Below are 24,456 nucleotides of genomic sequence, written 5' to 3' on the forward strand. Positions count from 1 at the left end.
CGTTTATTGTTCTTTTTTTTTATTTCAAGTCAGCGAACTAGCGTTCTAAATTAAAAAATGCTATAATTTTGTTTACAAAAACATTAAAGGAGGGATGAAATGATTCGCTTTGAAAACGTCTCAAAATCTTATTCTCCAGGAAAACCTGTTGTTTCGGACTTAACTCTTGAAATTAACGAAGGAGAATTTTTTGTCTTGATTGGTCCTAGTGGAAGTGGAAAAACCACTACCTTAAAAATGATCAATCGCTTAATTCCATTAACAACTGGTACGATTCGAATTCAGAATAAACCGATTAGTGACTATACGATTCATGAGTTGCGTTGGAATATTGGCTATGTCTTACAGCAAATTGCCCTTTTTCCAAATATGACGATTGAAGAGAACATTACAACTGTACCCGAAATGAAAAAATGGTCAAAAACGCAAATGAAGGAACGAGTAACAGAGTTGTTAACGAGTGTGGGCTTAGACGCTGAAAGTTACCGTCACCGTTTGCCTTCTGAATTATCTGGTGGTGAACAACAACGTGTGGGTGTTTTACGAGCAATGGCGGCTGACCCAGATATTATTTTAATGGATGAGCCCTTTAGTGCACTGGACCCTATCAGTAAAAAGAATTTGCAAGAAGATGTGGCGAAACTTCATCAACAAGTTAAAAAGACGATTGTCTTTGTGACTCATGATATGCAAGAGGCTTTAAAGTTAGGCGATCGCATTTGTATTATGAAGGAGGGGCATGTGGAACAAATTGGGACTCCTGATGAAATTTGTCAGAATCCTAAAAATGAATTTGTTCGCGAATTTCTTCAATCTGGGAATGTAGCTGTTACCACTTCTCAAACCGTTCAAACGTTGATGGCTATGAATCATTTTTCAACATCACCTTTAGCACTTGAAGAAACGGAGGCTTTAGTGGTCACAAAAGAGACTTCGGTTGATGACTTAATTTTAGCCTTAACAAGATTTCCAATTGTTCAAATCATAGAGGACTCCACTTACTTAGGTAAAATCACTCATCAAGACTTCCTTGCATTTCTAAGTTCTGGTATTCAAAAAGGAGGGACAGATTGATGATGACGTTGATTGAAACATTTCAAGAACGTAAAGAAGATTTAGCAACTGCTCTCCTTCAACACATTCAAATTTCTTTTGTTGCCTTGTTGATTGCGGTTTTAATTGCACTGCCTTTAGGAATTTATTTAACTTCTCATAAAAAAATTGCGGAGCCTATTATTCAAGTTGCGGCTATTTTCCAGACAATCCCCTCTCTTGCCTTATTAGGCTTAATGATTCCTCTAGTGGGAATTGGAACGTTGCCTGCTGTGATTGCGTTAGTCATTTATGCACTCCTTCCAATTTTGCGAAATACCTATACAGGAATTGCGGAGGTTGATCCTTCTCTTGTTGAAGCAGCAAGTGCGATGGGGATGAATCGTTGGCGTAGTCTGTACAAGGTTCAAATTCCAATTGCTATGCCTGTTATTATGGCAGGAATTCGAACAGCGATGGTTTTAATTATTGGTACGGCCACCTTAGCGGCTTTAATCGGTGCTGGTGGTTTAGGAAGTTTGATTTTACTTGGCATTGACCGGAATAATCATCAATTAATTTTACTTGGGGCAATTCCTGCTGCTTTGTTAGCTATTATTTTTGATTATTTATTACGGATTTTTGAACGTATCTCCTTTAAAAAAAGCTTGATTACTTTGGGCACCTTAGCAGTCGTTATTCTAGGCTTTATTTTAATCCCGCTTATTAATCAACCTCAAAAAGAAGTTGTCATTGCAGGGAAATTAGGTGCTGAACCAGAAATTTTAATCAATATGTATAAATACCTTATTGAAGATGAAACGGATTTGAAGGTTACATTAAAACCAAATATGGGAAAAACTAGCTTTTTATTTAATGCATTGCAAAAAGGCGATATTGATATTTACCCAGAATTTACTGGGACGGTTTTAGAGACCTTCTTAAATGAGCCTTCTAAAAGTCATGATGAAAACCAAGTCTATCAACAAGCTAAGACCGGACTGGATAAGCAATTCAAAATGGCGTATTTAGATCCGATGAAGTACAATAACACTTATGCTTTAGCGGTTTCTCAAAACTATGCAAAAGAACATCAACTATCCTCTATTTCTGATTTACAAGCAGTTAGTCATACTGCAAATGTTGGCTTTACCTTAGAATTTGCTGACCGTAATGATGGGTATAAAGGGATTCAAAAATTATATGGGATTACCTTTGATCGTTTACAAACGATGGAGCCTAAACTTCGTTACTCTGCTATCGAAGCTGGTGATATTCAAGTGATTGATGCCTACTCAACGGATAGTGAGCTGGCTCAATACAAGTTAACGGTCTTAAAAGATGATCGACAGCTCTTCCCTCCTTATCAAGGCGCGCCATTGCTTTTAAACAGCACGCTGGAAAAATATCCAGAATTAGCAGCTATTTTAAATAAGCTAGGTGGAAAAATAACGGATGATGAGATGCGGAAAATGAATTATGAAGTGAATATTAACAATCAATCGGCAGCTACTGTTGCGAAAGAGTTTCTTCAAAAAAAAGGATTGTTGGAGTAACGAGTAGTTGAATTAAGAAAGAATCTTTCATAGTTGGAAGGTTCTTTTTTTCTACAAAAAAATGACTACGCTTATTTAGATTAATTTAACGTGCAAATGAACCTAACTCTCCGTATAATAAAAGACAAAGAGGTGGATGGAATGATTCGGATTTTAATTGCAGATGACAATGTCTTTATTACAGGTGGAATGGCGATTGTGTTGAATTCTTATGATGATATTGAAGTGGTTGGTACCGTTGCTAACGGGCAAGAAGCCCTTAATTATTGCTTGGAAACGCCAATTGATGTTGTGTTAATGGATGTTCGGATGCCTATTATGGATGGTGTGGCAGCTACACAGAAAATTGTTCAACAAACACAGACAAAGGTATTAATTTTAACGACTTTTGATGACGATGATTACATATCGGAAGCTTTGGAAAATGGAGCAAAGGGTTATTTACTTAAAAATAATGATCCTGATGTGATTGCTCAAACCATTCGGAGTGTTGCATTGAACCAGCATGTCTTGCAAGAAACGATTTTTGAAAAATTTAGGCTGCAATTAAAAACAAATCAGAATGAGGCGTTGTCGCCTACGATTGACTTGAGCCCGTTTACTACTCGAGAAGTTGAAATTATGGCAAGTATTGCCAAAGGCTTGTCTAATAAGGAAATCGGTAAAGTTTTGTTTATTTCTGATGGAACTGTTGCCAATTATATTTCAACCATTCTTAGTAAAACGGGGTTGGCCCATCGGACACAGATTGCGATTTATTTTTTAACTGGGAAGATTGGTGAATGACATGGTTTTGAATCATAAATTGATTTTTCAGTTGCTTTTACTTTTTGCTTTAGGGGCTTTTCAAGAAATTCAACACTTTCAACAATTTGGCTTCTTTTTATTAGGATGCTTACTTTATTTTTCAATTAGTTTGCTTTTTTACAGCTGCAAAACAAAAAAACAGCAACAATTAGTAGCGCTTGGGTTACTTGTAAGTTTAGTTGTTTTTGGTACTTTTTGTTCTCAGCTTTTTTATTATTTAATACCGATTACAATAGGAGGTTATTGGGTTGATTTTGCTTTATTTTATCGTTTTACCTGGCTAAAATTTTGCTTAGTAGGTGTCCCCTTTTTTATTTTTAAGGATTCCTTCTTGTTGATTGCAAGTTATAGTTTAGTAAGTTTATTGACTTTCTTTGTCTTATATTTGGAAGAGAAAATTCAAACTTTAACCCTCCAATTACGTGACTATCAGCTTAATCAAAAGCAAGCCAATCAACGCCAAGAACAGCACGTATCTCAGCAACAACAGCAATTGCTTCAATTAGAAACACATAATCAGTTAGCCCATTTATTTCATGATGAAATTGGCCATTCTCTGACGGGAGCTTTGATTCAAATGGAGGCTGCGAAAAAAACAATGCGGGGTAACCCCAATCAATCTGAACATTTATTGAATAATGCTATTGCCATTACAAAGGAGGGCGTTGAGCAAATTCGGTTGGTTTTGAAACAGTTGAAACCGCCACAAGAAAGTTTAGGTATTCAGCGTTTAAAAGGAGATTTAATTGCTTTTTCAACAGATTATGCGATTCAAACGTCTCTTCAATTTTCTGGTGATTTGACGGCTATTTCGCCTGTCATGTGGCACGTTTTTTCTCAAAATTTAAAAGAAGCTTTAACAAACTGTTTAAAATATGCGGAAGCTTCCCGTATTGAAGTGGAATTGGCTGTTTACCATAAATTTGTCCGTTTAGAGATTAAGGACAATGGGATTGGAACGAAAGATTTCCAAGCAAGTTTAGGTTTGACTGGTATGGAAGAAAGAACTGCCCAACTTGGCGGAACGCTTTTAGTCGTGGGACACCCTCATTTTACGGTCACTACACTGATTCCATTGTCAACACATGAGAATTCTCATATCTAAAAGATGACTGATTGCACTAAGCAACGGTCTTTTTTTTTGCTATGATAGAGCTATCACAACGGTAAGGGAGCGGATTGAAATGAATTGTATCGTTATCAAAGATTTATCAAAACAATTTGGGCAACATCTGGCTGTGGATAATCTCTCATTGACGATTGAAACAGGGGAAATTTTTGGTCTATTGGGACCAAATGGCGCAGGAAAAAGTACGACGATTCATATGATCTGTGGATTATTACAGAAATCAAAAGGCAGTATGACGATTTTAGGTCATGAACAAACGGGACAAAAAAAGGATGACATTAGAAAAAATATTGGCTTGGTTCCGCAAGATATTGCGGTTTATGATGAATTGACTGCTTATGAAAATGTTCATTTCTTTGCTGGTCTGTATGGTTTTCGTGGCGCTGATTTAAAAGATAAAGTTCTAAAGGCGCTGGCTTTTGTAGGGTTAACTGAACATATGAATGATAAACCTGCCTCTTTTTCTGGTGGCATGAAACGTCGTTTAAATATTGCCTGTGCGATTGCCCATGAGCCACAACTTGTTATTATGGATGAACCGACTGTCGGAATTGATCCTCAATCAAGAAACTACATTCTGGAATCTATCAAAAAATTAAATCAACAAGGAACTACGGTGATTTATACAAGTCATTATATGGAAGAAATAGAAGAAATTTGTACAACGATTGCCATTATTGACCACGGCAAGGTCATTGCTGAAGGGAGTAAAGAAGCACTTAAAAGTATGGTAACGGATGTTCATAAAATTAGGATTGAAGTTGGACAAGAACAAGAAATCGAACTAAGTGACTTGGCTTTAATTCGTGGCGTTAAGCATGTTGAAAGAACCGGTGACTTTATTGAGATAACCTCTGCAATTGAAGTTACTAATTTGAACTTTATTTTAATCTACTTAATGGAGCAAACTATTGAAATTAAAAGCGTTGATGCTCAAAAAATTAATTTAGAAACTGTCTTTTTAACATTAACGGGTCGAACGTTACGAGACTAAACACTTTATTGAAAGGAGGAATCGAAAATGTCTATTTTTACTATTGCGTTAGCTGAAATCAACTTAACGCTACGTGAGAAAAGTGCGATTGTCTATATGCTCGCTTTGCCTATTTTTTTAATAACCGTTTTAGGACTTGCCTTAGGTGGTAGTTTTAATCAGAAAGTTCAAGTAGAAGACATTAAAATTGGGTACACGATTACAGATGCTCAGCTTCAAGAACCTTTTACTGCGTTTAGAAAGGAAGTTGAAACAGCTCATTTTGCTTTTCAAAAGGTTTCGTCTTTAGCTGATGGAAAAAAGAAAGTTCAAGAAACTGAGTTAACTGCTGTTGTTGAAGTTGGGAAACAAGGATTAATTCTTTATTATGCGGATACATTAAGTGATTTTTCTAAATCTGTCATTGAAGGCTATTTAAATGGATTTAGTGGTGAATTTCAATTAATGACTACACTGAATCAGCTAACGCCAGAAAAGGCTGCATCCTCCCCTACTATTCCACAAGCCTCCACTGTTACGATTGCTACAACAGGGATTGCTGGAAAAAAAGCGGAAACTTCTATTCAATATTATTCCATTGCGGTTATTGCAATGATGATGCTTTATGGATTGCTTTATGGCTCGTCGATTTTAAGTTCTGAAAAACGTTCGCATACGTTAAGTCGGATTTTGATGACCCCTATTACTAAAGCTCAATTATTTGCTGGAAAATTAATTGGCTGCATTTCACTTCAAGCCCTCTTTCTAGCAATTACAATGCTTTACAGTCGCTTTGTTTTTGATATGAATTGGGGTTCTTATTGGTTGGCTGTCTATGGTCTTTTCTTGCTGGAAATGATTGCTGCAGTCTCACTTGGTTTATTGTTTGATGGGATTACAAAGGGAAATTCTCGTGCCTTAGCTAGTCTATTTTCAATTGTCATCACTATTCTTTCAGCTATTGGTGGTGCGTACTTCCCAATTTCTGACACTCATACGTGGAAAAATATTTCTCCTGTTGGCTACATTTCAACAGTGATTAAACAAGCGGTTTATCAAGATAACGTTAGCGCCCTTCTGCTCCCTGCTAGTGTATTACTCCTGATTAGCTTTGGATGTATTTTTGGCTACGGACTATTGACTCGAAAAAGGGAGGTGCTGTAGATGAAACAATTGGTTTGGTTAATTGCTCATTACTTTAAAAACGCTTTTGCGAATAAACGAAAATTAGTGACATATTTAGTATTTCCGCTAGCTTCGATACTCTTTGTGCTTGTTTTAAACTCTATTTCTAGTGGGGAAACGGTGCCGGCAGCTTATGGTGTTATTTATCAAGAGGATACTCTTGCTGGCAAGCAAGTAATGGAATGGATGAAGGATAGTGGTAAAAAAATAACGGTGTATCAAACAAAACGTGAGGCAGAACAGTCTATTGTTGAAAATAAAAATACGGCGTTGATTCTCTTTAAAAAAGGCTTTGAAGCTTCTTTAGCAAAGGGAGAAATTAATGACCTTGAGATTAGCTCGATTCAAGGAGATGTCGTTAATACTGTGCTTAAAAGAGAATTAACGACCCACTTAAATCACTTGATTCCATTAATTGCTGCTAGTCAACAGGGTGCTGATTTTAACTCCTTACTAGCGGACTACCAAAAAAATGCGTATCCTGTAACTGCCAAAAAACTTTCAACTACGAAACAAACAGGACAACTGCTTAGTACGGCTATGTTAGGCGTTTTAACCTTTTTCTTACTTTCTTCTGCTGGGAATATGAGTGATTTTATGGCTAAAGAAAAAGAAGAAAAAACGTTTTATCGTTTGTTAAGTACGCCGATTAAAAGTAGTACGTATAGTTTAAGTACGATTATTGCAAATTTCTTATTGATTGAAGGACAAATTTTTCTGACTTTGTTTGTGATGAAATTTTTGGTACAGATTGATCCTGGTGTTTCTTATTTTGTTTTATTTTTGATGCTGAGTTTATTCGGATTGGTTGCGGTTAGTTTAACCTTAGTCATTTTTTCTTATAGTACCAGTTACCGTGTGATGAACTCTATGAAGATGTTTATTTTCACTGGCAGTAGTATGTTGGCTGGGATGTTTGTTCCTATTGAATTGATGCCTCGCTTTATGCAAAAAGTCGCTCACCTTTTCCCTCAATTTTGGTTGATTGATGGTATTAAAAGGATTCAAAGTAGCGGATTGTTAAGGGATAGTCTGTTGAATATTGCAATCTTAGTTGGCTTTAGTAGTTTGTTTTTTTGCTTAACCCTTTATCGTCAAGCAAACAGTGAACAAGAAAAGAACTTTGTGTAAGGACAAAGCCTAGTCGCTTCGGTTGCTAGGTTTTTTATTTTTAGTGACAACAATTTTCAAAAAAAGAAAGAAATTTGAACATCTTCCTGTATACTATAAAAAAGGAGGTTCGCAAATGAACAATCATTCTGAACAAAATGAAAAAAAAGGCTTGTTATCTGGTATTGGAGCTTATCTAATATGGGGTGTTTTGCCGTTATATTGGAAGGCTTTAGGAAGTGTGACTCCTTTATCGGTTTTATCTTATCGAATTATTTGGTCTTTTGTTTTTATGTTAGTGGTTTTATGCGTGACTCGAAAATGGCAAAGCTTTAAAGTGGAAGCTTTAATGGTTATAAAGGATAAAAAAAGACGACGAGCTATTATTTTAGCAGCGCTATTCATTACAGTAAACTGGTTTATTTTTATATTTACAGTCACTAGTGGCAATGTTGTTGAAGCCAGTCTAGGTTATTATATTAATCCTTTAGCAAATATCTTGATTGCAACACTCTTTTTAAAGGAACAGTTAAGTCGAGTTGAAAAAATCGCTTGCGTGTTAGCTACGATTGGTGTGGTTGGGTTAGCCATTCAAACTGGAGCTATTCCTTGGGCAGCTTTAGCAATGGCGACTACCTTTAGTCTTTATGGCTTAATTAAAAAGCAGGCCTCTGTAAGTTCTTTGACAGGTTTAACTTTGGAGACTAGTATTATGGCTCCTATAGCGATGATTTACCTGTGCTTTTTTGCACCAGCTGGTTTTATGAGCTACTCTCCTTCAATCAATTTATTAGCAATTGGTGCCGGCGTTGTGACGGCGATTCCTTTATTCTTGTTTGCTGAGGCTGCTAAAAATATCTCTTATATTTTGCTTGGCTTTTTACAATATATCGGTCCAACACTTATGTTGATTTCAGCGGTCTTTCTATTTAATGAAACGTTTGCGGGTCCACAATTATTAGCCTTTGGCTGTATTTGGTTAGGGATTTTATTGTTTACGATTAATAATTTAGTCTTGCTTCGAAAACGGTATCGTTAATATTACTTTAAAAGCCCGAGAAATGAAGAAAAACGCTTCATTTCTCGGGCTTTTTTAATCGTTATTTTAGAGCTGTTGGTTCATCTTGCTTAGGTAATACTCTATCCAAAAGAGTTTTCATGTGAACTTTCTTTGTTCCATATTTAAGTGATATAAAGTTTTTTTATTCTAATGTTATTTTACGTTCAAATGATTTAATTTCAATAGCTTCGATTGCCGAACAATAAAAATCAATAAACCTAAAACCAGTTTCCTCTCCATATCCATTATCGTCATGAACATGGTAACGTTGCTTCGTTTCCCATCCATTCTGCTGGGTATCATGGATAATAAGACGATCTCCAATTGGTACTCGTGTTACTTTGTTTAAAGTTACATCCGAAGCGTCAACAAATTTTATAGTAGCTACATATTCATCTGACAATTGAGAGCATTTAATAATAAATGTAATTAGTAATACATTTTTTGAATTCCCTTCATAATCCAAATCTGTTTGAAAATTAATTCCAATAATCTCGTGAAAGTACCATGGTCTTTTATTTTTTAAAAAGTTCACAATTAGTTCTGAATTTTTGATAAAGTCCATCATATTTATCATTCCTTTTTTGTTAGTCTATAAATTTTATTCCATTCGTTTGAGGATCAATGATTCCTCTTCTAAGCACGCCAAAATCATCTAAAAAATATTTTGTTTCTGACAATAAATTTTTTCCACCATTGATATAAAAAAATTCATGTACATGTGGCTCAGTATGATGAAGACTATTTCCATGATTAGATAAATCAACTCTTACTGACTGTTTTCCATACTGATTATAAAAAACTAATGATTCCTCTATATTACCACTTGATCCTAATCTTTTAAATATTATTTTTGAATTTGGAGTGCCATCTATTGGAGCATAATTATTTTCATAATATGATTTAGGTAAAAAAATATCAGTTGCAAAATCATCATCTACTCTAGCATTAGAATTAATCACCTGCTCTTTAATTCCTTTATTTGTAGGAACATTTATTCCTGAAAAATAATTTTCAGTAGCATTATATAGAGGCCCCGCCATCCCGGCTATTTCATTATTCATAGCAAAAGAATCCATCGCTACTGCGCTTCCAGCTACTTTCGCCATTTCTTTAAAGTTCTCAATATCTCGTTTTTGAACTTCTTCAATATGAGTTCCATGTTCTTTGTGATAATCTGTTACTTTTTTATACCAGTTACTCTTAGAAAAATCAACTGCTTGGTATCCTTTTTGATCTCCATTAAAGGATTTTTGCTTTCCAAGTTCATCTAATCCAAGTAAGGCTTGCTCGATTTGGTTATTTAATACAGAAAAATCACTGCCATGTCGATTGATAAAGCTTTCAAAATCTTCTAGTAGAGCTACTTTTTTATTTGCTTGAAATAGGCTATAGTCGTCAAATAATTGCCCTGCCCAAGGAATTTTTGACGCCACATCTGCTAGTTTATGAAACCAATCCTCTTTTTTTTGCTGTAATTCATCTCGTCTGGCTTGGAGGTCAGCAAGTTGCTCTAAATCTAATTTAACTGACTCAGTAGTCACTTCATTTTCAAAATCATGAATAAACTGTTCAGTCGTTTCCACTAATAGATATAAGGGATCATTCATTCCATCAATGATTGGTATGTATCCTTCAAAAAAGAACTGTTTTGTTGTATCCCAAGCACTCCCCTTCAAACTCGTATCATTTTTAAACTCTTGAAAGGTAGCCTTTGTTCCTGTTAATGACCATCCAACTGTTAACTTTAGCTTTTGCAAATCAGAGAGTAGTTGAGAAAACTCGCTAATATCGATTTTAGTCATTGCTAGCTTCCTCCTTTTGCATGAAAGCTAAGTTGTCTTCTGCTTCATAAAGTCTCTTACGTAGCAATGCCTGTTCATCTTGGAGGTCGAGTTTCCTATAATTAGTTTTTTCTACCGCACTTGCCACCTCTTCTTCAATTTGAAAAATAGATTGCTGAAGACAATGACTGATTGCTGTATTGCTAAAGAGCTGTTGCTCTTCGTATAACAATTCCAATTCTAAGTTAGCTAGTTGCTTGATTTCTGTTTGAATTTCTTCAAGTTGCTCTTCTTCAACCCGTTTTATCCTTACTTCTTTTTGTAAATCAGTAACTCGTTGAGTGACATTTTTTTTAGTTAAATCGTTTTTCATTTTGTTTATCCGTTTCAGCAAATGTCTGATTAATTTTTTGAACATTGTCTCCATCTACTTGGGTTGAAGAAGATAGTTGTTTCATGGCACTGGATAATTTAAATACGGTACTTCCAATATCTGTAATGGTACTTCCTGATGAATAGTCAAATAGCTTTAGTTCGTCAATCTTTTCTCTTCCATTTTTTAAACGGTTTGATGTTTCTTTGATTCGTTCAGCAAAATCATCTGCTATATCTGTATGTGTTGAAATCTCTCCCATTTACTCACCTCATTTAAATTACAATCGTTACTTATTAAGTAAATCATATATTTAAATAAATGTAAATAATTTATTTCCTTTTTTATTGATAGGTTATTTATTAATTTTTTGATTATTTTCTATTTTAGGTTGAAAAATTACTCACGTTTCTTTATAATAGACGCAAGTAGGATAGAATCAAAAAAACTTTATATAAATAAAAAAATTGGCACTCTGAAGTTTGGCGGGAACCAAACTTTCAAAGCCTTGTAGCGACAGCCAGAAACTGCCCATACAAGTTGCCAATAGTCACTAACAACATGTGTTAGCTTATTTTATTGTACTCCATTTCTATGTACTTTTATAGAAGAACTTTTGTTCAAGTGAGAAAGTAAACTCGGTTAAGTTCTTTGTTTCGTGTCTATTGACGATCAGTATTGGGAATTTTTCCTGATACTTTTTTTGTTTCTATCCTACTTCGTAAAAATAGTCTTATCCTAAAATAAAAAATGGCACTTCATAGCTTGGCGGGAACCGCGCTATGAAGCCCTGTATAAACAGCCAGAAACTGATATACAAGTTGCCAATAGCTAGCACTGAAGCACTAGCTTTTTCATTGTACCTAATTTCCACTCTTTTTTCAATGAGAAGTCCGCTACTTTCTTTGCTAATCGCTATTTGGAACGGTATTGGTTGTTCGCCTTTAGCGTTTTTTATTTTGTGATTGGGACAAAAATAGGGGGATTTTTAATGATGGATTGGAAAGAAATTGATGGTTTGGTGGTTCGGATGGAGGAATGCTGTGAGGAAGCGTTAGAGCTGTCTCGTGGCGGTGAGTTTGAAATAGCGGAACAATTATTAAATGAGGCGAAGCTTTTGGAGACAGCTGTTTTTGAGGCGTTTAATGGCTGGCACTTTTCGGATGGTGATATTGGTGTTGTGGGTATGGGAATGACGTGGCAGTTGTTTGGAAATGCGCGCGTTGGGTTGCGATTAGGGAGGAGTATTTTGGGGTTGGAGAGGAGGATGACAAAATCCCCATAATAAAAAAATAAAATAGATTTTTTGCAAACACTATTACTAACAAATAATTTAAAAAAAATTACTATTAAATAGTCTACATTATCTCAAGCTAACCACTTGATCTTTCCACTTGAATAATGTATAATATTTACATTAGTGACCGAAAGGATGTTCGTAATATGTGTGCACAAAAAAAATTAAATGTTCTGGAATTATTTGCAGGCGTTGGCGGATTTCGAATCGGCTTAGAAAAGGCTGATTCAAATTTATATAAGACTAAATGGTCAAATCAATGGGAACCTTCAAAAAAGCAACAAGATGCTTTTGATTGTTATAATAAGCAGTTTCCAGATAGTATAAATATGAATGAAGATATTTCTAAAATTCCTGATGAAACGTTTAAAAAAATGGATATTGATATGATTGTGGGTGGTTTTCCTTGTCAAGACTATTCAGTTGCAAGAAGTCTTTCTGGTCAACTAGGTATTGCTGGAAAAAAAGGCGTTTTATTCTGGGAAATCATAAGAGTTTTAGAAAATAGTAATCCAAAATTTATTTTTCTTGAAAATGTTGACAGATTACTTAAGTCTCCTGCTAAACAACGAGGAAGAGATTTTGGTATTATGTTATCCGCTATGAACAGTCTCGGATATACAGTTGAATGGCGCGTTATAAATGCTGCTGAATATGGTCAAGCACAAAAAAGAAGACGTGTATTTATATTAGCTTATAAAAATGATGAAGCTTTTGCTACTAAATACATTAAAAAAAATAATGAAGATATGATTTACTTTGATAGTTTATTCGCTAAAGAGTTTCCTGTAGAAAATTTCCCTAATAAAAATAGAGTTTTAGAAGGCGAATTATCGGAAGATATTGTATCTGTATCTGATTCATTCTCTGCTACTTTTTATAATTCAGGTATTATGAAAAATGGTCTATACACGACTATTGATACTATCCCCAAATTAGAAACACCTATAACTTTAAAAGAAATCCTTCAAGATGAAAAAGATGTTGATGAAAAATATTATTTAGACGATGAAGCTGTAAGTAAATTTAAGTATTTAAGAGGTCCAAAAAAAATACATCGCACATCTGCAGATGGACATGAATATGTTTTTGCAGAAGGTGGCATGTCTGAAACAGACGATTTGAATAAACCAGGGCGTACAATGTTAACAAGCGAAGGATCAAAAAATAGGAGTACACATTTAATTAAAATAAATAATCGATATCGAATTTTGACTCCAATAGAATGTGAAAAGTTAAATGGATTTCCTCCCGATTGGACTAAAGGAATGTCTGAACGCATGAGATATTTTTGTATGGGTAATGCTCTTGTTATTGGAATCGTTGAACGTATTGGTAAAAGCTTAAGCAGAGAAATAAAAGATATCGATTTATAATAAAATAGAGTCCTGTTATACAAAAGATATGGCAGGACTCTATTTTTTTATGACCTTCTATATATAATTAACAGTACAACAACCTAAACTTTTAAAAACCGTTTCAAAAAATTTTAATGACATTCAGAATATTTTTTAATATTGCTGAAGTTCTACTAAATTTCATAAAAACCAACTTTACTCAATCTCACTTTTTATTCATAAATTGTCTAATATATTCTTTATCAATAAATAAAGCTTTTTTCTTAATTTTAATTCCATTAGGAAGCATTACAAAAGGATATTTTTTAGTCCCTTTAGGACGAATTTGAAACGGTGAAAATTCTGACTTTCCTGGAAAATTATCAGTCCAAATACCATTACTATCATTTTCAACAATATTAATCACTAATTTGTTATTAACAACCAAATCCTTAATGTAATTATAAAGTTGTTTACTTGTATTAATTATTTCTGAATCTGGAGTCCAAAAATAATAGCTGACTAATTTATACTCTTTAGGCCTAATTTCTTCAAAGTAAATAAACACATAATTAGTCTGAGCAAATCTAGTATACCAACTTGAATCTTCGAATTCTTCACTAAAAATTTCTGTAAAATCTAAATTTGGAAATGACATATCTTGATTATCTTTTTTTAATAGTCTATTTACTACTGTTTTCATTTCAAAAGATTCTTCCACAAATTGTTTAGTTTCATTTATATTTTTAGATTTAACTCCAAACATGTTTTTAATTAAAATGGATAAATAGCTTTTACCTTGTTTTGTAGACAGTTCAGGAATATAGTTAATCATTCTACATATTTCAGAATCAGTTTTTCCAATATATCTATCTAACGTTTCTTTTAAATATACTTTAAAACTTTCTTCTTTTGGTATAGATAACGATTCTATTTTTTCTGGTTGCATCAATTCTCGAAAATAATTAGTCATAAACCCATTTTTGTATGAAAATGCTCTTGATTTAGCTTTAATTTCAGAAAATGGTTGATTCACTAAATCCTTTCCTTTTCCCGCTCCTTTTGTACAAGGAGAAAGGTACTGAGCAGCTTTTTCAGTCAATAAATGTGCTTCTCCATCTAGAATACTATCAATAATGTAGTTGTAATCTTTTTTCACATCATTTATTTTGTCTGGACTTAACTTAAAATGACTCGTTTTAATTATTTTAAAATCTTTTACACTTTTATTTTCCTCATGAAGATAAAACACGATTAACATTTTTTTTGTTTTTTCATAAACATGACTACTTAAAAATTCAGGTTCTTTGTATGCCTTCATATAATTAATCATGCTTAATACCAGTCTTTCCTTTGAACTATAAAGACCTCCTTTGATTTTTTTTATAGGAGTTACCTTTAATTCGATATTATGGTGGGAAAAATCTGCACTTGAATCAGAATTGGCTGGTATTCCAAAAAAATCATGTTGAATCATATTACCTATTGCACCTTTATTTGAAATGTTACTTAAGCTTCCGCTTAGATCAACTTCTCCAAGTTTCTTTCCCTCCAATTCCTTTGAAATACTAAACAAGTATTCTTCTGTCCATTCTTCACAATATTGATACCGACTCATAGTTATGTTCACTCCTGTTTTAATCATCATTTAACTCGTAATTTTTAATACATTTATTATAGCATAGGCAAAATAATTTGTTAGTGAATTTATTATATAAATCAAATTGAGTTGATACAGTTCTATCTTTTCTCACTTCAAATGCTTTTCAAACATCTCATTAATTTGATCACAATCCCCTAATTGCTCAATTTCTTCAAATACTTTAAGAGGAATTTGATATTGGCGAACATTGCCGTAAGAAGTATATTCATCCTCCAACATAAATTTGCGGTCAGAGAAATTTCCAATCACCTTTTCATAGTGAGTTGAAACAATCGGCTTCACTTTATTTTTTTCTTCCCAAGCGGTGATCTCATCTACACTTTTTTCTTGTTTCCATCGAACGCCAAATTTTTTTTGCCCAGAATCTTTGATAAATTTAAGCATTAGTATGTCTTCTGGCGAAAGAATCTCCTTTTTTAATAAAGCTTCAATAGAATTTCCATTTATTTCTTCAGCAATTTCTTCTGTTAAAGTAGCTTTTGATCCATCTTCAAGAGAGCGAACTTTGCTATATAGATGTTTAATGATTGATTCTTTATTGTAATCTGAATAAATACCACTAAAGGCTTGTTTGTATTCTTTTAATTTCTGAATTTCTTCTAAATCACTTTCTTGTGGGAAAGCATCTTTTTTGAAATAGACCATAATTTCATTTGATTGCTTGTTTTCAATAAATTTACTGATTTCTTCAATCGTTCCTGATTCTGAATATTTTGTTGGTGTACCTAACTTAGTCCAAAATACGCCTATTACATAGTCACAATCATTGACAATTTGTTCGTTGATAATTTCTTGTGGATCATTTTTTTCACTATAGGACGGTGTCACAGCACTCTCCCATCTAATAGGCAATAATATTTTATTTAAGGTATCTGCATACTGCAAATTCCATTCAAAAATAGCTCGCTCAATTTCATCTCGCTCATTTAGAACATCAGACGGAGATGCTATTAGTACTTTTAAGACAGTTGCGTTAAAAGACATCGTTTCTCACCCTTCTTTTTTAAAATAATGTATCATGCAGTTTTTTAGCGTAGCCATCTGTCATATTGCAAACGAAATCGACAGCCATTTTAAGCCGGTAATAATCTCTAATTGATTCATCTGTGTAGCTCTCAACTTCTTTTTTATACAATGTTTTAGCACTTTCAGAAATATTGTTAAATAGGCGTTCTTCATATTTATTCATAAATTGACCTGTTTTTTGATACTTTAATGTTACTGGCACGAATTCATCTAGCAATCGGCTCATAATGTTAAATCCAAGAACCTCTTGATCAAGGATTTCTTTCGTATTAAAAATATGTTTATGAGCAAATTTCTTTAAAGCATTGAATAATTTAATTTCATCACTCGCTTCTATCATTAAATCAGAAGTAAAATTACCATTCATAATTTTATTGTAGTTAGACACGAATACCTGACTTGCACTTTTATAAACTTTTTGCTGTGTTTCACGAATAAATCTTTGGAAAATTGCATTATCAGAGCTCGAATAGATGTCTTTAAATATTTTATCAGTGGATAATTTGGTTTCCTTTTCTAAAAAATTTTTTATCTGATCAAAGGAATACAACCCATAACCATAAGCATCTTCGACATCTGAGAAGGTATACGAAATATCATCTGCAGCTTCTAATAAAAAAACTAATGGATGTCTTACAGTTCCTGTTCCTGTTGCTTCTTTAATTGCAAAAAATTCTGTCTCTTCAGAAAAAAAGTAACCTATCTTTTTTCTAAGTAAGTAGTCTTTGTTAACCTCCGCAGAAGTCGCTGTATATTTTATAACTGAATCAAGAACCGATGCGGTTAGTCTCATTCCATTCGCAGAACTTCCATTATAATCATAAATTTTAGTTAATAACCGAATTGTTTGCGCGTTCCCTTCAAAATTTAAAAAATCAAATTGTTGTTGTGTTGATAACGCGTCCCAACATTCTAATTTACTACCATTTTTCTTAAACCAAATACGGATGGCTTCTTCACCAAAATGTCCAAAAGGTGGATTTCCAATGTCATGAATCAAGGCTGCAGTTTCCATTAAACGATAAGAATCATTAAGCAAGTCAATATTTTTTCCAGAATTTTTCAATTCTTTGATCACTTCGGTCAAGATATCTCTGGAGACCATCGCTACTTCCAAGCTATGCGTTAATCTCGTTCGAACAAAATCGTTGCGCTCTAATGGAAAGACTTGTGTTTTATCTTGTAGTCTTCTAAAGGCATCGCTTTTAACAACTCTCCTATAGTCACTATCAAAAGCTGTTATACATGCTGTATTTTCATAATCATAACTTAAAGAAGGTACTCTTTTATTGCTTACTAATTTTTGCCATTCCATTTTTACTACACCTCATTCTTTAGTATATAAACCGTTATTTATTCTCAGTACAAGTGTATAATAAAATAACTTTACTTTCAACTGATTTATTAAATTAAGTTTTAACAAACATTCTCAATTAAAATAAAATAATAAACCTATTGAACGTCATCTCATGAATGCTCAATAGGTTTATTATGTTCAATTGATAGTTAGTTTAAAAACTCCCGAATCTCTTCCCCAATTCTTTCAGACTGCGTATGGTGCAAGTAATGGGTGCCTGTTAGTTCGATTACTTTGCCTTTGTCTAAATGCTCAACTTGCTTTTGGTGAAGCTCTAACCAGCCGGCTACTTCTGAATCGTCTTTTACAACGAAGAGAAGAACGGGTAGATTTTTTGGAAAGGTATGTTTGTTCGCTAGATCGAAGCTTCCTTTTAATTCTTGCCCTTCATTTCGAACGGTCTCGTTGCCTCCATTTTTCATCGTTAGGAGACGAATCTGCTCATTGGTTTTTGCATCCAGACTTTTTACTTGTGATGCTTCTGGATTAAGTTTGGTGATGGCTCTTAGAATTCCTGCTTTTTGAACAAAGGTTATCACCCCGTCGTTGAAGCCAGGCCACGGTTGATTTGATGTACTCGTGTCGATTCCAACAAAGGCTTTTAGCTGTTCTGGATACGTGTTAGCGTAGTTTAAGCTGTAAATGCCTGAAATGGAGTGTCCCATCAAAATAAAGGAATCTAGTTTTAATTGTTTGGTGACTTCATGGATTTCTTCCACCATGTTATCTGAAGTTCTTGGGCGTTTTGTTTGACTGCTTAGGCCATAACCAAAGGGCTCAATCACAACAACTCGATAATCTTTTTTTAGGTTATTCACTAGAGGTGTAAAATCTAGGCCTGGACTTGCCGTACCGTAACCTGTTAATAATACGATGGTTTCCTTGCCCTCGCCTTTGCCTTCATCTAGAATATTCATTTTCCCATCAAAAACAGAGAGCTTCTTGCCGTAGTTCTCAATCCGTGGAGCTTCGCTTTTTAGGCTTAGGCGATGTGCCGTATAGATTCCAGCCAAGGCTAACACAATGATGCCAATCAAGGTTGCCACAATCATTCCGATAATATGGAAGAAACGTCGAATTCCAGTTTTTTTAGCTTTTTTAGTTGTTTTCATATGCGCCCTCTTTTTCTATCATTATTTTTTTGATGTTTTCAATCAAATCATCGCTTAAAATAGGTAAGCCAATTCCGTCTAATACATATTTTGATGCGTCAAGCTTCTCCCAGAAGGTTTCTACTGTGTTTGGATAAAGTGAAACGATAAACCATGTGCTTAGGAGCAGCACCACGATTTCGCCAATTTGTTTAGGGTATTGAATGTTTAGAGAGCCGTCTTGATTGCCTTCGTTAAGGTAAACTTCTACTTGGGGTGCAATGAATTCATTACAGTTCATCATGTACATCATAAAAAATTTAGGATTATTAAATAACGAATAGGTCAATGAAAAGGATGCGCCTACTTCTTCGTTAAATAGGGTTTCTAAAAATAAATGCTGAATTTTTTCTAAACCGTTTAAATCTTGCCGATTGGAAATGGCTTCGATGTATTTTTTTTCTGGCAATAAGCGTTTGATAACGCCATCAACAATTGCCTCTTTTGATGGAAAATGGTGATAAATTGCCCCTCTAGATAAGCCATCTAGCTCGTTAACAATGTCTTGAATCGTTGTTTTCTCATAGCCTTTTTCGGTGAATAAGCGTGTAGCTGTATCTAAAATCAATTTGATGGTTTCTTCGGTATTGTATTTTTTTGCCATTTTTCTGTCCCTTTCTAAAAAAACATTTATTCGGTATGTTTTTAGAATACAGGTTTATTTTCTAGTTGTCAACTTATTTTGCCTTAAAAAAAAGAACTCACAATGAGTTCTTTTTATTTCCAATTGCCTGTTAAGATTTCGCCACGATCCGTTGCTGGTTGTGGGCTTGGAGATAGTTTTGATAATTCTTGATAAAATTCTTCGGTCATTTCAAAATTAACGGCTTCTAAACTAACTGCTAACTGCTCCATGTTTCTTGCGCCAATAATCGGTGCTGTGATTCCCTGATGATAGTTTACCCATGCAATCGCTAAAGGTGCGGGATGTACGCCTAATTTTTTGGCAAACTGCGTAAATTCAGCTGCGATTTTAAAGTTTGTTTTTTCTCCATAACGCTGTGCGTAGCGCTGATCTTCCACAAGTCGCCCACTGACAGGTCGCTTGGTTTCACCGTATTTTCCTGTTAGTAAGCCGCCACCTAGCGGGCTATAGCTAATCACTCCCATTTTTTCAGCTTGAGCCATTGGTAAAAGCTCTACTTCGGCTTGACGCTTCACTAAATTGTACATGGGTTCCATCAATTCAAAGGGGGAATAGCCGTTCTTTGCTTGAATTCCTAGGGCTTTTTCAATTTGCCAAGCTGACCAATTGCTGACTGCGGGATGCAGAATCTTTCCTGCTTTCACAAGTTGATCTAAGGCTTCAAGGGTTGTTTCCATTGGGGTATTGTGATCAAAATCATGAACAAAATAAAAATCGAGATAGTCGGTTCCTAAACGTAATAGGGTGTCATCAAGGCTTTTGAAGATATTCTTTTTAGAGAGACCTTTTCCATTAGGATCTTCTGAGGTTGGCCAATAGACCTTTGACGTTACCACGTATTTTTGGCGTTCTTTTTTAATAAATTCTCCTAGAAACAATTCTGCTTGACCATTGCCGTAAACATTCGCTGAATCAAAAAAATTAATGCCTTTTTCAACAGCAGCGTGAAACATTTTTTCTGACTCTGCTTTGTCGGCAGTTGAGCCAAAGGACATGGTGCCAAAAGCAAGTTCTGAAACTGTGATACCTGTTTTTCCAACGGTTTTAACGTTCATTTTCATTTCCTCTTTTCTGTTAGTTCATTTACACCTTACACATTGTGTACTAAATTTTTTCATCCTTAGTTTACACCTTGAAGTTCACTCTAGGTCAAGGGAAAGTGCCTTTTTAGAGAGCAAAAAAAACAAGTTAGACCTCCTTCTATTTTAAGAAGGTCTAACTTGTTTTTAAGATTTTTGAACGTTTGCCTTAAAGTTCTGTTTTAATACATTTAGTAAGACTACCACGTGATTTTCTAGTTGATTTTTTGCACCATAGACGAATGTGAGGGTCTCTTTTTGACTTTTATTCGTTAATTCTACTAGTTTTTCCACCGCTTTTGGATTGGTTAGTAGTTCCTTTTGATACGCTTGGCTAAAAGCTTCAAATTGATCCAGATGTTGGTGATACCACTTGCGTAATTCTGTTGAGGGGGCAATTTCTTTTGCCCATTCCGTAAGATGAGCTCGTTCTTTCGATACGCCTCTTGGCCAAAGGCGATCCACTAAAATACGTTCGCCATCGGTTTCTTGATAGTCTAGGTAAATTCGTTTCATCGTAATCATTTTGCTCACTCCATATTGCTCTAAGTTTTAATCCTTTTCTTATTTGGTAAAGGCCACTGTTTTGTTTAAAAAGAAGGGGTTGTAAAAGGCTACGCCACTAGAAAGAGGCAACACTGAATCATGTAGCTGTATGTGTAAGACTTCTTTTAAATAGCTACGTCTTGCAACAATTCGTGCCCATAAATCAGGGTAGTCTTGTTTGATTTCATTTCGCAAAGCTTCATCTGCAAGAGCAATGCCATTTTCACAACCAACGCCGCCATAGCCTTTAACCGATGGGATAATGTCGATTTGGAAAAGCATTCCTGATTTCAGTGGGATCGCTGAATCTTTTTTAATTGGGGAAGACATCCACTCTTCGTCTGCTGTTAAGTGTCCTGGATTTAAATGCCAGCCAAAGCGGGACTTAGGTAGAACCTCTTCTATTAGTTGGTAAAGCTCTTGACCTTCCACGCCAATATCAATGGCTTCTAACCAATTGACTACTGCGTTATAGTACGGCTTCGCCACGCGTTCCAAATATTCCTGTTGATCACTCGGCAGCTCTGAAACTTGGCTTACTGCGTAACCGCCTCGACTTGCTAAGCCACCTTTAAAGCCGGTTGTAATCGACATTTTATCGCCTAACTGGACACGTTTAGGGGATGGGTATAGGTTGGCTTGTTGAAAGCGCTCGCCGGTTGCTGCAATTGGAACAACGGTTGGATTTTGACCGTATTTGGTTAAAAAAGTACCTAATTCCATTTCTGATTTTCCAACTTCGATGGCTTCAATTGTTTCTAACACACAGTCTGAAGCAAGTGATGAACCGAATTCGTAATGAGCAATTTCATTGGCATTGTTTGTTGCTTTGGCACCATAAGCTGCATCAATAAAAAGATCGGAACGGTTTTCAATGGTTCCTTTGGTTACGACTGATTGAATGGCAGAAAGCAGATAGCTTGGGACGTCAAAGAGTGTGCGGTTGTTTTCAGACATTGCTGTAAACATTTTCCAACCAACAACCCCCACATTGCTTGCCTTTGTTAAGCCTGCTTGTTCAAAGAGAGTTTCCAATTTTACTTCGCCATCCATCGGTTGATCCGGTAATGAGAAGAAGGGACAGTGAATCAAATCGGCTCTAATTCTAGCATGTTGGGCCATTTTTGTATTTTCGTTTCCTAGCATTAAAACCGCTTCGCCAGTTTCATGTAAAATTAAAACGCCTTCCTCAAAACGCGTCACAAAACCCGTTAAATAAGAAAAATTCCCGCCATGTTCAAGATCACCGTAAATGACCAATGAATCTAAATTCTCTTGCTTCATGAGCGTTAAAAGCTTGTCCTTGCGTTCTTTAATGGTTTCATCCGTTAGCGGAATCGTGATGCCGCTGTTATCTGTCATTGGATAGGCCACTTCGGTTAGTTTGATTGTATTTAACATGATATTCCCCCCACTTTTCTATCAGTTTTTCTGATAAACTTGTTATTCTTATCATAACCTTTGGCTTACGGATAAGCAAATGAAAGTCAAAAAAGCACTCACTATTTGTTGCTGGTGAGTGCTTTCATTGATTCGATTTTCTTATTCACTTCGCAAAATCTTTTCTAGTTTTTTGCCTTTAGCCAATTCATCAATCAACTTATCTAAATAGCGAATCTTTTGCATCAAAGGATCTTCGATTTCTTCTACTCGAATGCCACAGACAACGCCTTTGATTAAATCCATATGCGGGTTCATTTTGGGTGCTTCGTCAAAAAATGTTTTAAAATCAACTTCTTTTTGGATTTGCTTTTCTAAGGTTGTTTCATCATACCCCGTTAGCCAGAAAATCAGGGTGTCCACTTCTTCTTTGGTACGATTTTTACGTTCTGCTTTTTTTACATATAACGGATACACACTTGCAAAGCTCGTAGTGAAAATGCGGTGCTCAGACAATTCCAACGCCCCCTTTTCTTCTTATTATAGCAAGAACGTGGTGTTTATTATACTGAATGGCTTTATTTTTTTACCACGGCTGACTTGTTGGTCCTACTGTAAATTCACTTACATTTACATCTGCTGGTTGATCAATGGCATATGCGACAATACTTGCCACCCGATCTGGACTGATTCCATGTTGCTTGTACAAAGCTGTCATGCCGTTTGCTATTTCTTCGTCTGTAATCGTGTCTAATAACTCTGTATGAATGGCTGCTGGGTAAATCGTTGCTGTTCGAATATTCGTTCCTTCTTGAGCGGACTCTATTCGTAAAACTTCCATTAAGTCTCGCACTGCCCACTTCGTTGCTCCGTAAACAGCACTGCCAGGATAGGCCTTCAAGCCTGCTACTGAAGAAGTTGTAATAACATGTCCTGATTTTTGTTCAATGAATAACGGCAATACTGCGGCAATTCCGTTTAAGACACCTTTGATATTGATGTCAATCATTTCGTTCCATTCTTTGACCTTAAGAGCAGATAGCGGTGAGCTTGGCATAATGCCAGCATTTAGAAAAATCACATCGATTTTTCCATAGGTTTTTTTAGCAAAAGCTATTAAATTCTGATTGTCTTCCTCTTTTGTAACATCCGTGACGAAATAAACGGCTTCCCCTGAATCAGCTTTAATTTCGTCTACAAGTTTAATCAGGTTCCTTTCTCTGCGGGCAGCTAAGACAAGTTTTGCGCCCTTTTTAGCTAGTAACTTAGCGGTGGCTTCTCCGATACCAGATGAGGCTCCTGTGATAATTACGACTTTTCCTTTTGTGGTCATTGTATTTTTCTCCTTTAAATTCTTATTTTCTGCACTTCATAAATAGACTTTCAAAAAATATTAGCGATTTATTTCACGCATTATTTTGGCTGGACTTCCTGCTACGATGACATTTGCTGGTACATCTTTAGTCACCGTAGAATCTGCTGCAATAATGGCATTTTCACCAACTGTAATACCCGGTAAAATGGTAACGTTCGCTCCAATCCATGCGTTCTTTTTGATCCGAATAGGTGCTACGCTAAGTCCGCGGCGTTTTTTTGGGTCCGTTAAATGATTGACTGTGATTAAGCGCGCGCATGGACCAATCAATACTTGATCCTCAATTGTAATGCCGCCTAAATCGACAAAGGTCACATTTTGATTGATGAAAATATCCTTGCCAAAGGTGATGTGTTTGCCAAAATCACTGTAAAAGGGTTGTGAAATGTTAACTGAAGCATCAACTTCCTTACCAATGATTTTTGTTAAATAATCTTGTATTTCATGTGGAGGATGATAGTGGCTATTTAATTCCATCACTAAGCGCTCATTGTCTGCTTTTACAGTGTGAATTTCTTTATAGAGTGTCGTTTCTGGTAGTATTTCTTTGCCAATTAGTTTTTCTTGTAGTGTAGGTTCAAGCATGCTTT

25 protein-coding genes are annotated in these 24,456 nt (G+C 35.1%); 10 read left to right on the forward strand and 15 right to left on the reverse strand.

Going from position 1 to position 24,456, the window contains the following annotated elements:
* Positions 1-99 precede the first annotated feature (99 nt).
* From AC07SW_RS07450 to rarD, 8 genes are all read left to right on the forward strand, one after another.
* A complete protein-coding gene (locus tag AC07SW_RS07450) occupies positions 100-1,074 on the forward strand; it encodes an ABC transporter ATP-binding protein (RefSeq protein ID WP_311780681.1) in 975 nt (324 codons plus the stop codon).
* The gene (locus AC07SW_RS07455) at positions 1,074-2,588 is read left to right on the forward strand and encodes an ABC transporter permease/substrate-binding protein (RefSeq protein ID WP_490424827.1); all 1,515 of its coding nucleotides are present in this window, start codon (positions 1,074-1,076) and stop codon (positions 2,586-2,588) included. Before AC07SW_RS07450 ends, AC07SW_RS07455 begins: the two co-directional genes overlap by 1 nt.
* A 141-nt stretch (positions 2,589-2,729) precedes the next feature.
* Positions 2,730-3,374, forward strand: a complete 645-nt coding sequence (locus AC07SW_RS07460; protein ID WP_034568561.1) for a response regulator transcription factor — start codon at positions 2,730-2,732, stop codon at positions 3,372-3,374.
* Position 3,375: 1 nt separating this feature from the next.
* Complete coding sequence (locus AC07SW_RS07465; protein WP_485402364.1) at positions 3,376-4,500, forward strand: sensor histidine kinase; 1,125 nt, start codon at positions 3,376-3,378, stop codon at positions 4,498-4,500.
* A gap of 79 nt (positions 4,501-4,579) precedes the next feature.
* Positions 4,580-5,518: an ABC transporter ATP-binding protein gene (locus AC07SW_RS07470; protein WP_034568560.1), complete on the forward strand. Its 939-nt coding sequence runs from the start codon at positions 4,580-4,582 to the stop codon at positions 5,516-5,518.
* A gap of 27 nt (positions 5,519-5,545) precedes the next feature.
* Complete coding sequence (locus AC07SW_RS07475; protein ID WP_490428021.1) at positions 5,546-6,661, forward strand: ABC transporter permease; 1,116 nt, start codon at positions 5,546-5,548, stop codon at positions 6,659-6,661.
* Entirely contained in the window at positions 6,662-7,813 is a 1,152-nt protein-coding gene (locus AC07SW_RS07480) for an ABC transporter permease (RefSeq protein ID WP_494632559.1), read from the forward strand.
* 115 nt (positions 7,814-7,928) lie between these two features.
* Complete coding sequence (rarD, locus tag AC07SW_RS07485) at positions 7,929-8,831, forward strand: EamA family transporter RarD (protein WP_490424829.1); 903 nt, start codon at positions 7,929-7,931, stop codon at positions 8,829-8,831.
* Positions 8,832-8,994: 163 nt separating this feature from the next.
* Here rarD and AC07SW_RS07490 read toward each other — a convergent pair whose 3' ends face one another.
* From AC07SW_RS07490 to AC07SW_RS07505, 4 genes are read right to left on the reverse strand one after another with little or no spacing between them, the layout of a single operon-like run.
* Complete coding sequence (locus AC07SW_RS07490) at positions 8,995-9,420, reverse strand: hypothetical protein (RefSeq protein ID WP_051915601.1); 426 nt, start codon at positions 9,418-9,420, stop codon at positions 8,995-8,997.
* 19 nt (positions 9,421-9,439) lie between these two features.
* Positions 9,440-10,657 (reverse strand): T7SS effector LXG polymorphic toxin, encoded by a 1,218-nt coding sequence (locus tag AC07SW_RS07495; RefSeq protein WP_494632561.1) that lies wholly within the window; start codon positions 10,655-10,657, stop codon positions 9,440-9,442.
* On the reverse strand, positions 10,650-11,009 hold the full coding sequence (locus AC07SW_RS07500) for a hypothetical protein (protein WP_057002200.1): 360 nt from the start codon (positions 11,007-11,009) through the stop codon (positions 10,650-10,652). Before AC07SW_RS07500 ends, AC07SW_RS07495 begins: the two co-directional genes overlap by 8 nt.
* Positions 10,990-11,271: a DUF3130 family protein gene (locus AC07SW_RS07505; protein WP_034568548.1), complete on the reverse strand. Its 282-nt coding sequence runs from the start codon at positions 11,269-11,271 to the stop codon at positions 10,990-10,992. The genes AC07SW_RS07500 and AC07SW_RS07505 overlap by 20 nt, the downstream gene beginning before the upstream one ends.
* A 672-nt stretch (positions 11,272-11,943) precedes the next feature.
* On the opposite strand from AC07SW_RS07505, the gene AC07SW_RS07510 reads away from it, so the two are divergent.
* Positions 11,944-12,294, forward strand: coding sequence for a hypothetical protein (locus tag AC07SW_RS07510; RefSeq protein WP_494632563.1), 351 nt, complete (start codon positions 11,944-11,946; stop codon positions 12,292-12,294).
* Positions 12,295-12,452: 158 nt separating this feature from the next.
* The gene (gene dcm, locus AC07SW_RS07515; RefSeq protein WP_494632564.1) at positions 12,453-13,682 is read left to right on the forward strand and encodes a DNA (cytosine-5-)-methyltransferase; all 1,230 of its coding nucleotides are present in this window, start codon (positions 12,453-12,455) and stop codon (positions 13,680-13,682) included.
* Positions 13,683-13,869: 187 nt separating this feature from the next.
* Here the strand turns inward: dcm and AC07SW_RS07520 are convergent, their stop codons facing one another.
* The 11 genes from AC07SW_RS07520 to AC07SW_RS07570 form a co-directional block, all read right to left on the reverse strand.
* Positions 13,870-15,261 carry a Sau3AI family type II restriction endonuclease gene (locus AC07SW_RS07520; RefSeq protein ID WP_494632565.1) on the reverse strand — a complete coding sequence of 464 codons (1,392 nt, stop codon included), beginning with the start codon at positions 15,259-15,261 and terminating at the stop codon, positions 13,870-13,872.
* A 132-nt stretch (positions 15,262-15,393) separates the two neighbouring features.
* Positions 15,394-16,290, reverse strand: coding sequence for a DUF4062 domain-containing protein (locus AC07SW_RS07525; protein WP_494632566.1), 897 nt, complete (start codon positions 16,288-16,290; stop codon positions 15,394-15,396).
* Between the two features lie 19 nt (positions 16,291-16,309).
* Complete coding sequence (locus AC07SW_RS07530; RefSeq protein ID WP_494632568.1) at positions 16,310-17,647, reverse strand: deoxyguanosinetriphosphate triphosphohydrolase; 1,338 nt, start codon at positions 17,645-17,647, stop codon at positions 16,310-16,312.
* Positions 17,648-17,838: 191 nt separating this feature from the next.
* Entirely contained in the window at positions 17,839-18,801 is a 963-nt protein-coding gene (locus tag AC07SW_RS07535; RefSeq protein WP_494632569.1) for an alpha/beta fold hydrolase, read from the reverse strand.
* The gene (locus AC07SW_RS07540) at positions 18,788-19,444 is read right to left on the reverse strand and encodes a TetR/AcrR family transcriptional regulator (RefSeq protein WP_494632570.1); all 657 of its coding nucleotides are present in this window, start codon (positions 19,442-19,444) and stop codon (positions 18,788-18,790) included. The genes AC07SW_RS07535 and AC07SW_RS07540 overlap by 14 nt, the downstream gene beginning before the upstream one ends.
* A gap of 113 nt (positions 19,445-19,557) precedes the next feature.
* A complete protein-coding gene (locus AC07SW_RS07545) occupies positions 19,558-20,541 on the reverse strand; it encodes an aldo/keto reductase (RefSeq protein ID WP_034568541.1) in 984 nt (327 codons plus the stop codon).
* 171 nt (positions 20,542-20,712) lie between these two features.
* Positions 20,713-21,090, reverse strand: a complete 378-nt coding sequence (locus AC07SW_RS07550; RefSeq protein WP_074401769.1) for a DUF488 domain-containing protein — start codon at positions 21,088-21,090, stop codon at positions 20,713-20,715.
* Between the two features lie 39 nt (positions 21,091-21,129).
* Complete coding sequence (locus tag AC07SW_RS07555) at positions 21,130-22,512, reverse strand: M24 family metallopeptidase (RefSeq protein ID WP_490428013.1); 1,383 nt, start codon at positions 22,510-22,512, stop codon at positions 21,130-21,132.
* A 141-nt stretch (positions 22,513-22,653) separates the two neighbouring features.
* Entirely contained in the window at positions 22,654-23,007 is a 354-nt protein-coding gene (locus tag AC07SW_RS07560) for a DUF2200 domain-containing protein (protein ID WP_034568535.1), read from the reverse strand.
* 70 nt (positions 23,008-23,077) lie between these two features.
* Entirely contained in the window at positions 23,078-23,824 is a 747-nt protein-coding gene (locus AC07SW_RS07565) for an SDR family oxidoreductase (RefSeq protein WP_494632572.1), read from the reverse strand.
* A 60-nt stretch (positions 23,825-23,884) separates the two neighbouring features.
* Entirely contained in the window at positions 23,885-24,451 is a 567-nt protein-coding gene (locus tag AC07SW_RS07570; RefSeq protein WP_494632573.1) for a DapH/DapD/GlmU-related protein, read from the reverse strand.
* Positions 24,452-24,456: the final 5 nt, after the last annotated feature.

Source organism: Carnobacterium sp. GW821-FHT04C06, from assembly GCF_059420345.1.

Excerpts from the sequence above, each read along its gene's own strand:
- AC07SW_RS07475 (WP_490428021.1), top strand. The coding sequence starts at position 5,546 with ATGTCTATTTTTACTATTGCGTTAGCTGAAATCAACTTAACGCTACGT.
- AC07SW_RS07470 (WP_034568560.1), top strand. The coding sequence starts at position 4,580 with ATGAATTGTATCGTTATCAAAGATTTATCAAAACAATTTGGGCAACAT.
- AC07SW_RS07535 (WP_494632569.1), bottom strand. The coding sequence starts at position 18,801 with ATGAAAACAACTAAAAAAGCTAAAAAAACTGGAATTCGACGTTTCTTC.
- AC07SW_RS07530 (WP_494632568.1), bottom strand. The coding sequence starts at position 17,647 with ATGGAATGGCAAAAATTAGTAAGCAATAAAAGAGTACCTTCTTTAAGT.
- AC07SW_RS07570 (WP_494632573.1), bottom strand. The coding sequence starts at position 24,451 with ATGCTTGAACCTACACTACAAGAAAAACTAATTGGCAAAGAAATACTA.
- AC07SW_RS07490 (WP_051915601.1), bottom strand. The coding sequence starts at position 9,420 with ATGATGGACTTTATCAAAAATTCAGAACTAATTGTGAACTTTTTAAAA.
- rarD (WP_490424829.1), top strand. The coding sequence starts at position 7,929 with ATGAACAATCATTCTGAACAAAATGAAAAAAAAGGCTTGTTATCTGGT.
- AC07SW_RS07520 (WP_494632565.1), bottom strand. The coding sequence starts at position 15,261 with ATGAGTCGGTATCAATATTGTGAAGAATGGACAGAAGAATACTTGTTT.
- AC07SW_RS07460 (WP_034568561.1), top strand. The coding sequence starts at position 2,730 with ATGATTCGGATTTTAATTGCAGATGACAATGTCTTTATTACAGGTGGA.
- AC07SW_RS07525 (WP_494632566.1), bottom strand. The coding sequence starts at position 16,290 with ATGTCTTTTAACGCAACTGTCTTAAAAGTACTAATAGCATCTCCGTCT.
- AC07SW_RS07455 (WP_490424827.1), top strand. The coding sequence starts at position 1,074 with ATGATGACGTTGATTGAAACATTTCAAGAACGTAAAGAAGATTTAGCA.
- AC07SW_RS07505 (WP_034568548.1), bottom strand. The coding sequence starts at position 11,271 with ATGGGAGAGATTTCAACACATACAGATATAGCAGATGATTTTGCTGAA.
- AC07SW_RS07555 (WP_490428013.1), bottom strand. The coding sequence starts at position 22,512 with ATGTTAAATACAATCAAACTAACCGAAGTGGCCTATCCAATGACAGAT.
- dcm (WP_494632564.1), top strand. The coding sequence starts at position 12,453 with ATGTGTGCACAAAAAAAATTAAATGTTCTGGAATTATTTGCAGGCGTT.
- AC07SW_RS07545 (WP_034568541.1), bottom strand. The coding sequence starts at position 20,541 with ATGAACGTTAAAACCGTTGGAAAAACAGGTATCACAGTTTCAGAACTT.
- AC07SW_RS07540 (WP_494632570.1), bottom strand. The coding sequence starts at position 19,444 with ATGGCAAAAAAATACAATACCGAAGAAACCATCAAATTGATTTTAGAT.
- AC07SW_RS07495 (WP_494632561.1), bottom strand. The coding sequence starts at position 10,657 with ATGACTAAAATCGATATTAGCGAGTTTTCTCAACTACTCTCTGATTTG.
- AC07SW_RS07480 (WP_494632559.1), top strand. The coding sequence starts at position 6,662 with ATGAAACAATTGGTTTGGTTAATTGCTCATTACTTTAAAAACGCTTTT.
- AC07SW_RS07450 (WP_311780681.1), top strand. The coding sequence starts at position 100 with ATGATTCGCTTTGAAAACGTCTCAAAATCTTATTCTCCAGGAAAACCT.
- AC07SW_RS07465 (WP_485402364.1), top strand. The coding sequence starts at position 3,376 with ATGGTTTTGAATCATAAATTGATTTTTCAGTTGCTTTTACTTTTTGCT.
- AC07SW_RS07500 (WP_057002200.1), bottom strand. The coding sequence starts at position 11,009 with ATGAAAAACGATTTAACTAAAAAAAATGTCACTCAACGAGTTACTGAT.
- AC07SW_RS07550 (WP_074401769.1), bottom strand. The coding sequence starts at position 21,090 with ATGATTACGATGAAACGAATTTACCTAGACTATCAAGAAACCGATGGC.
- AC07SW_RS07565 (WP_494632572.1), bottom strand. The coding sequence starts at position 23,824 with ATGACCACAAAAGGAAAAGTCGTAATTATCACAGGAGCCTCATCTGGT.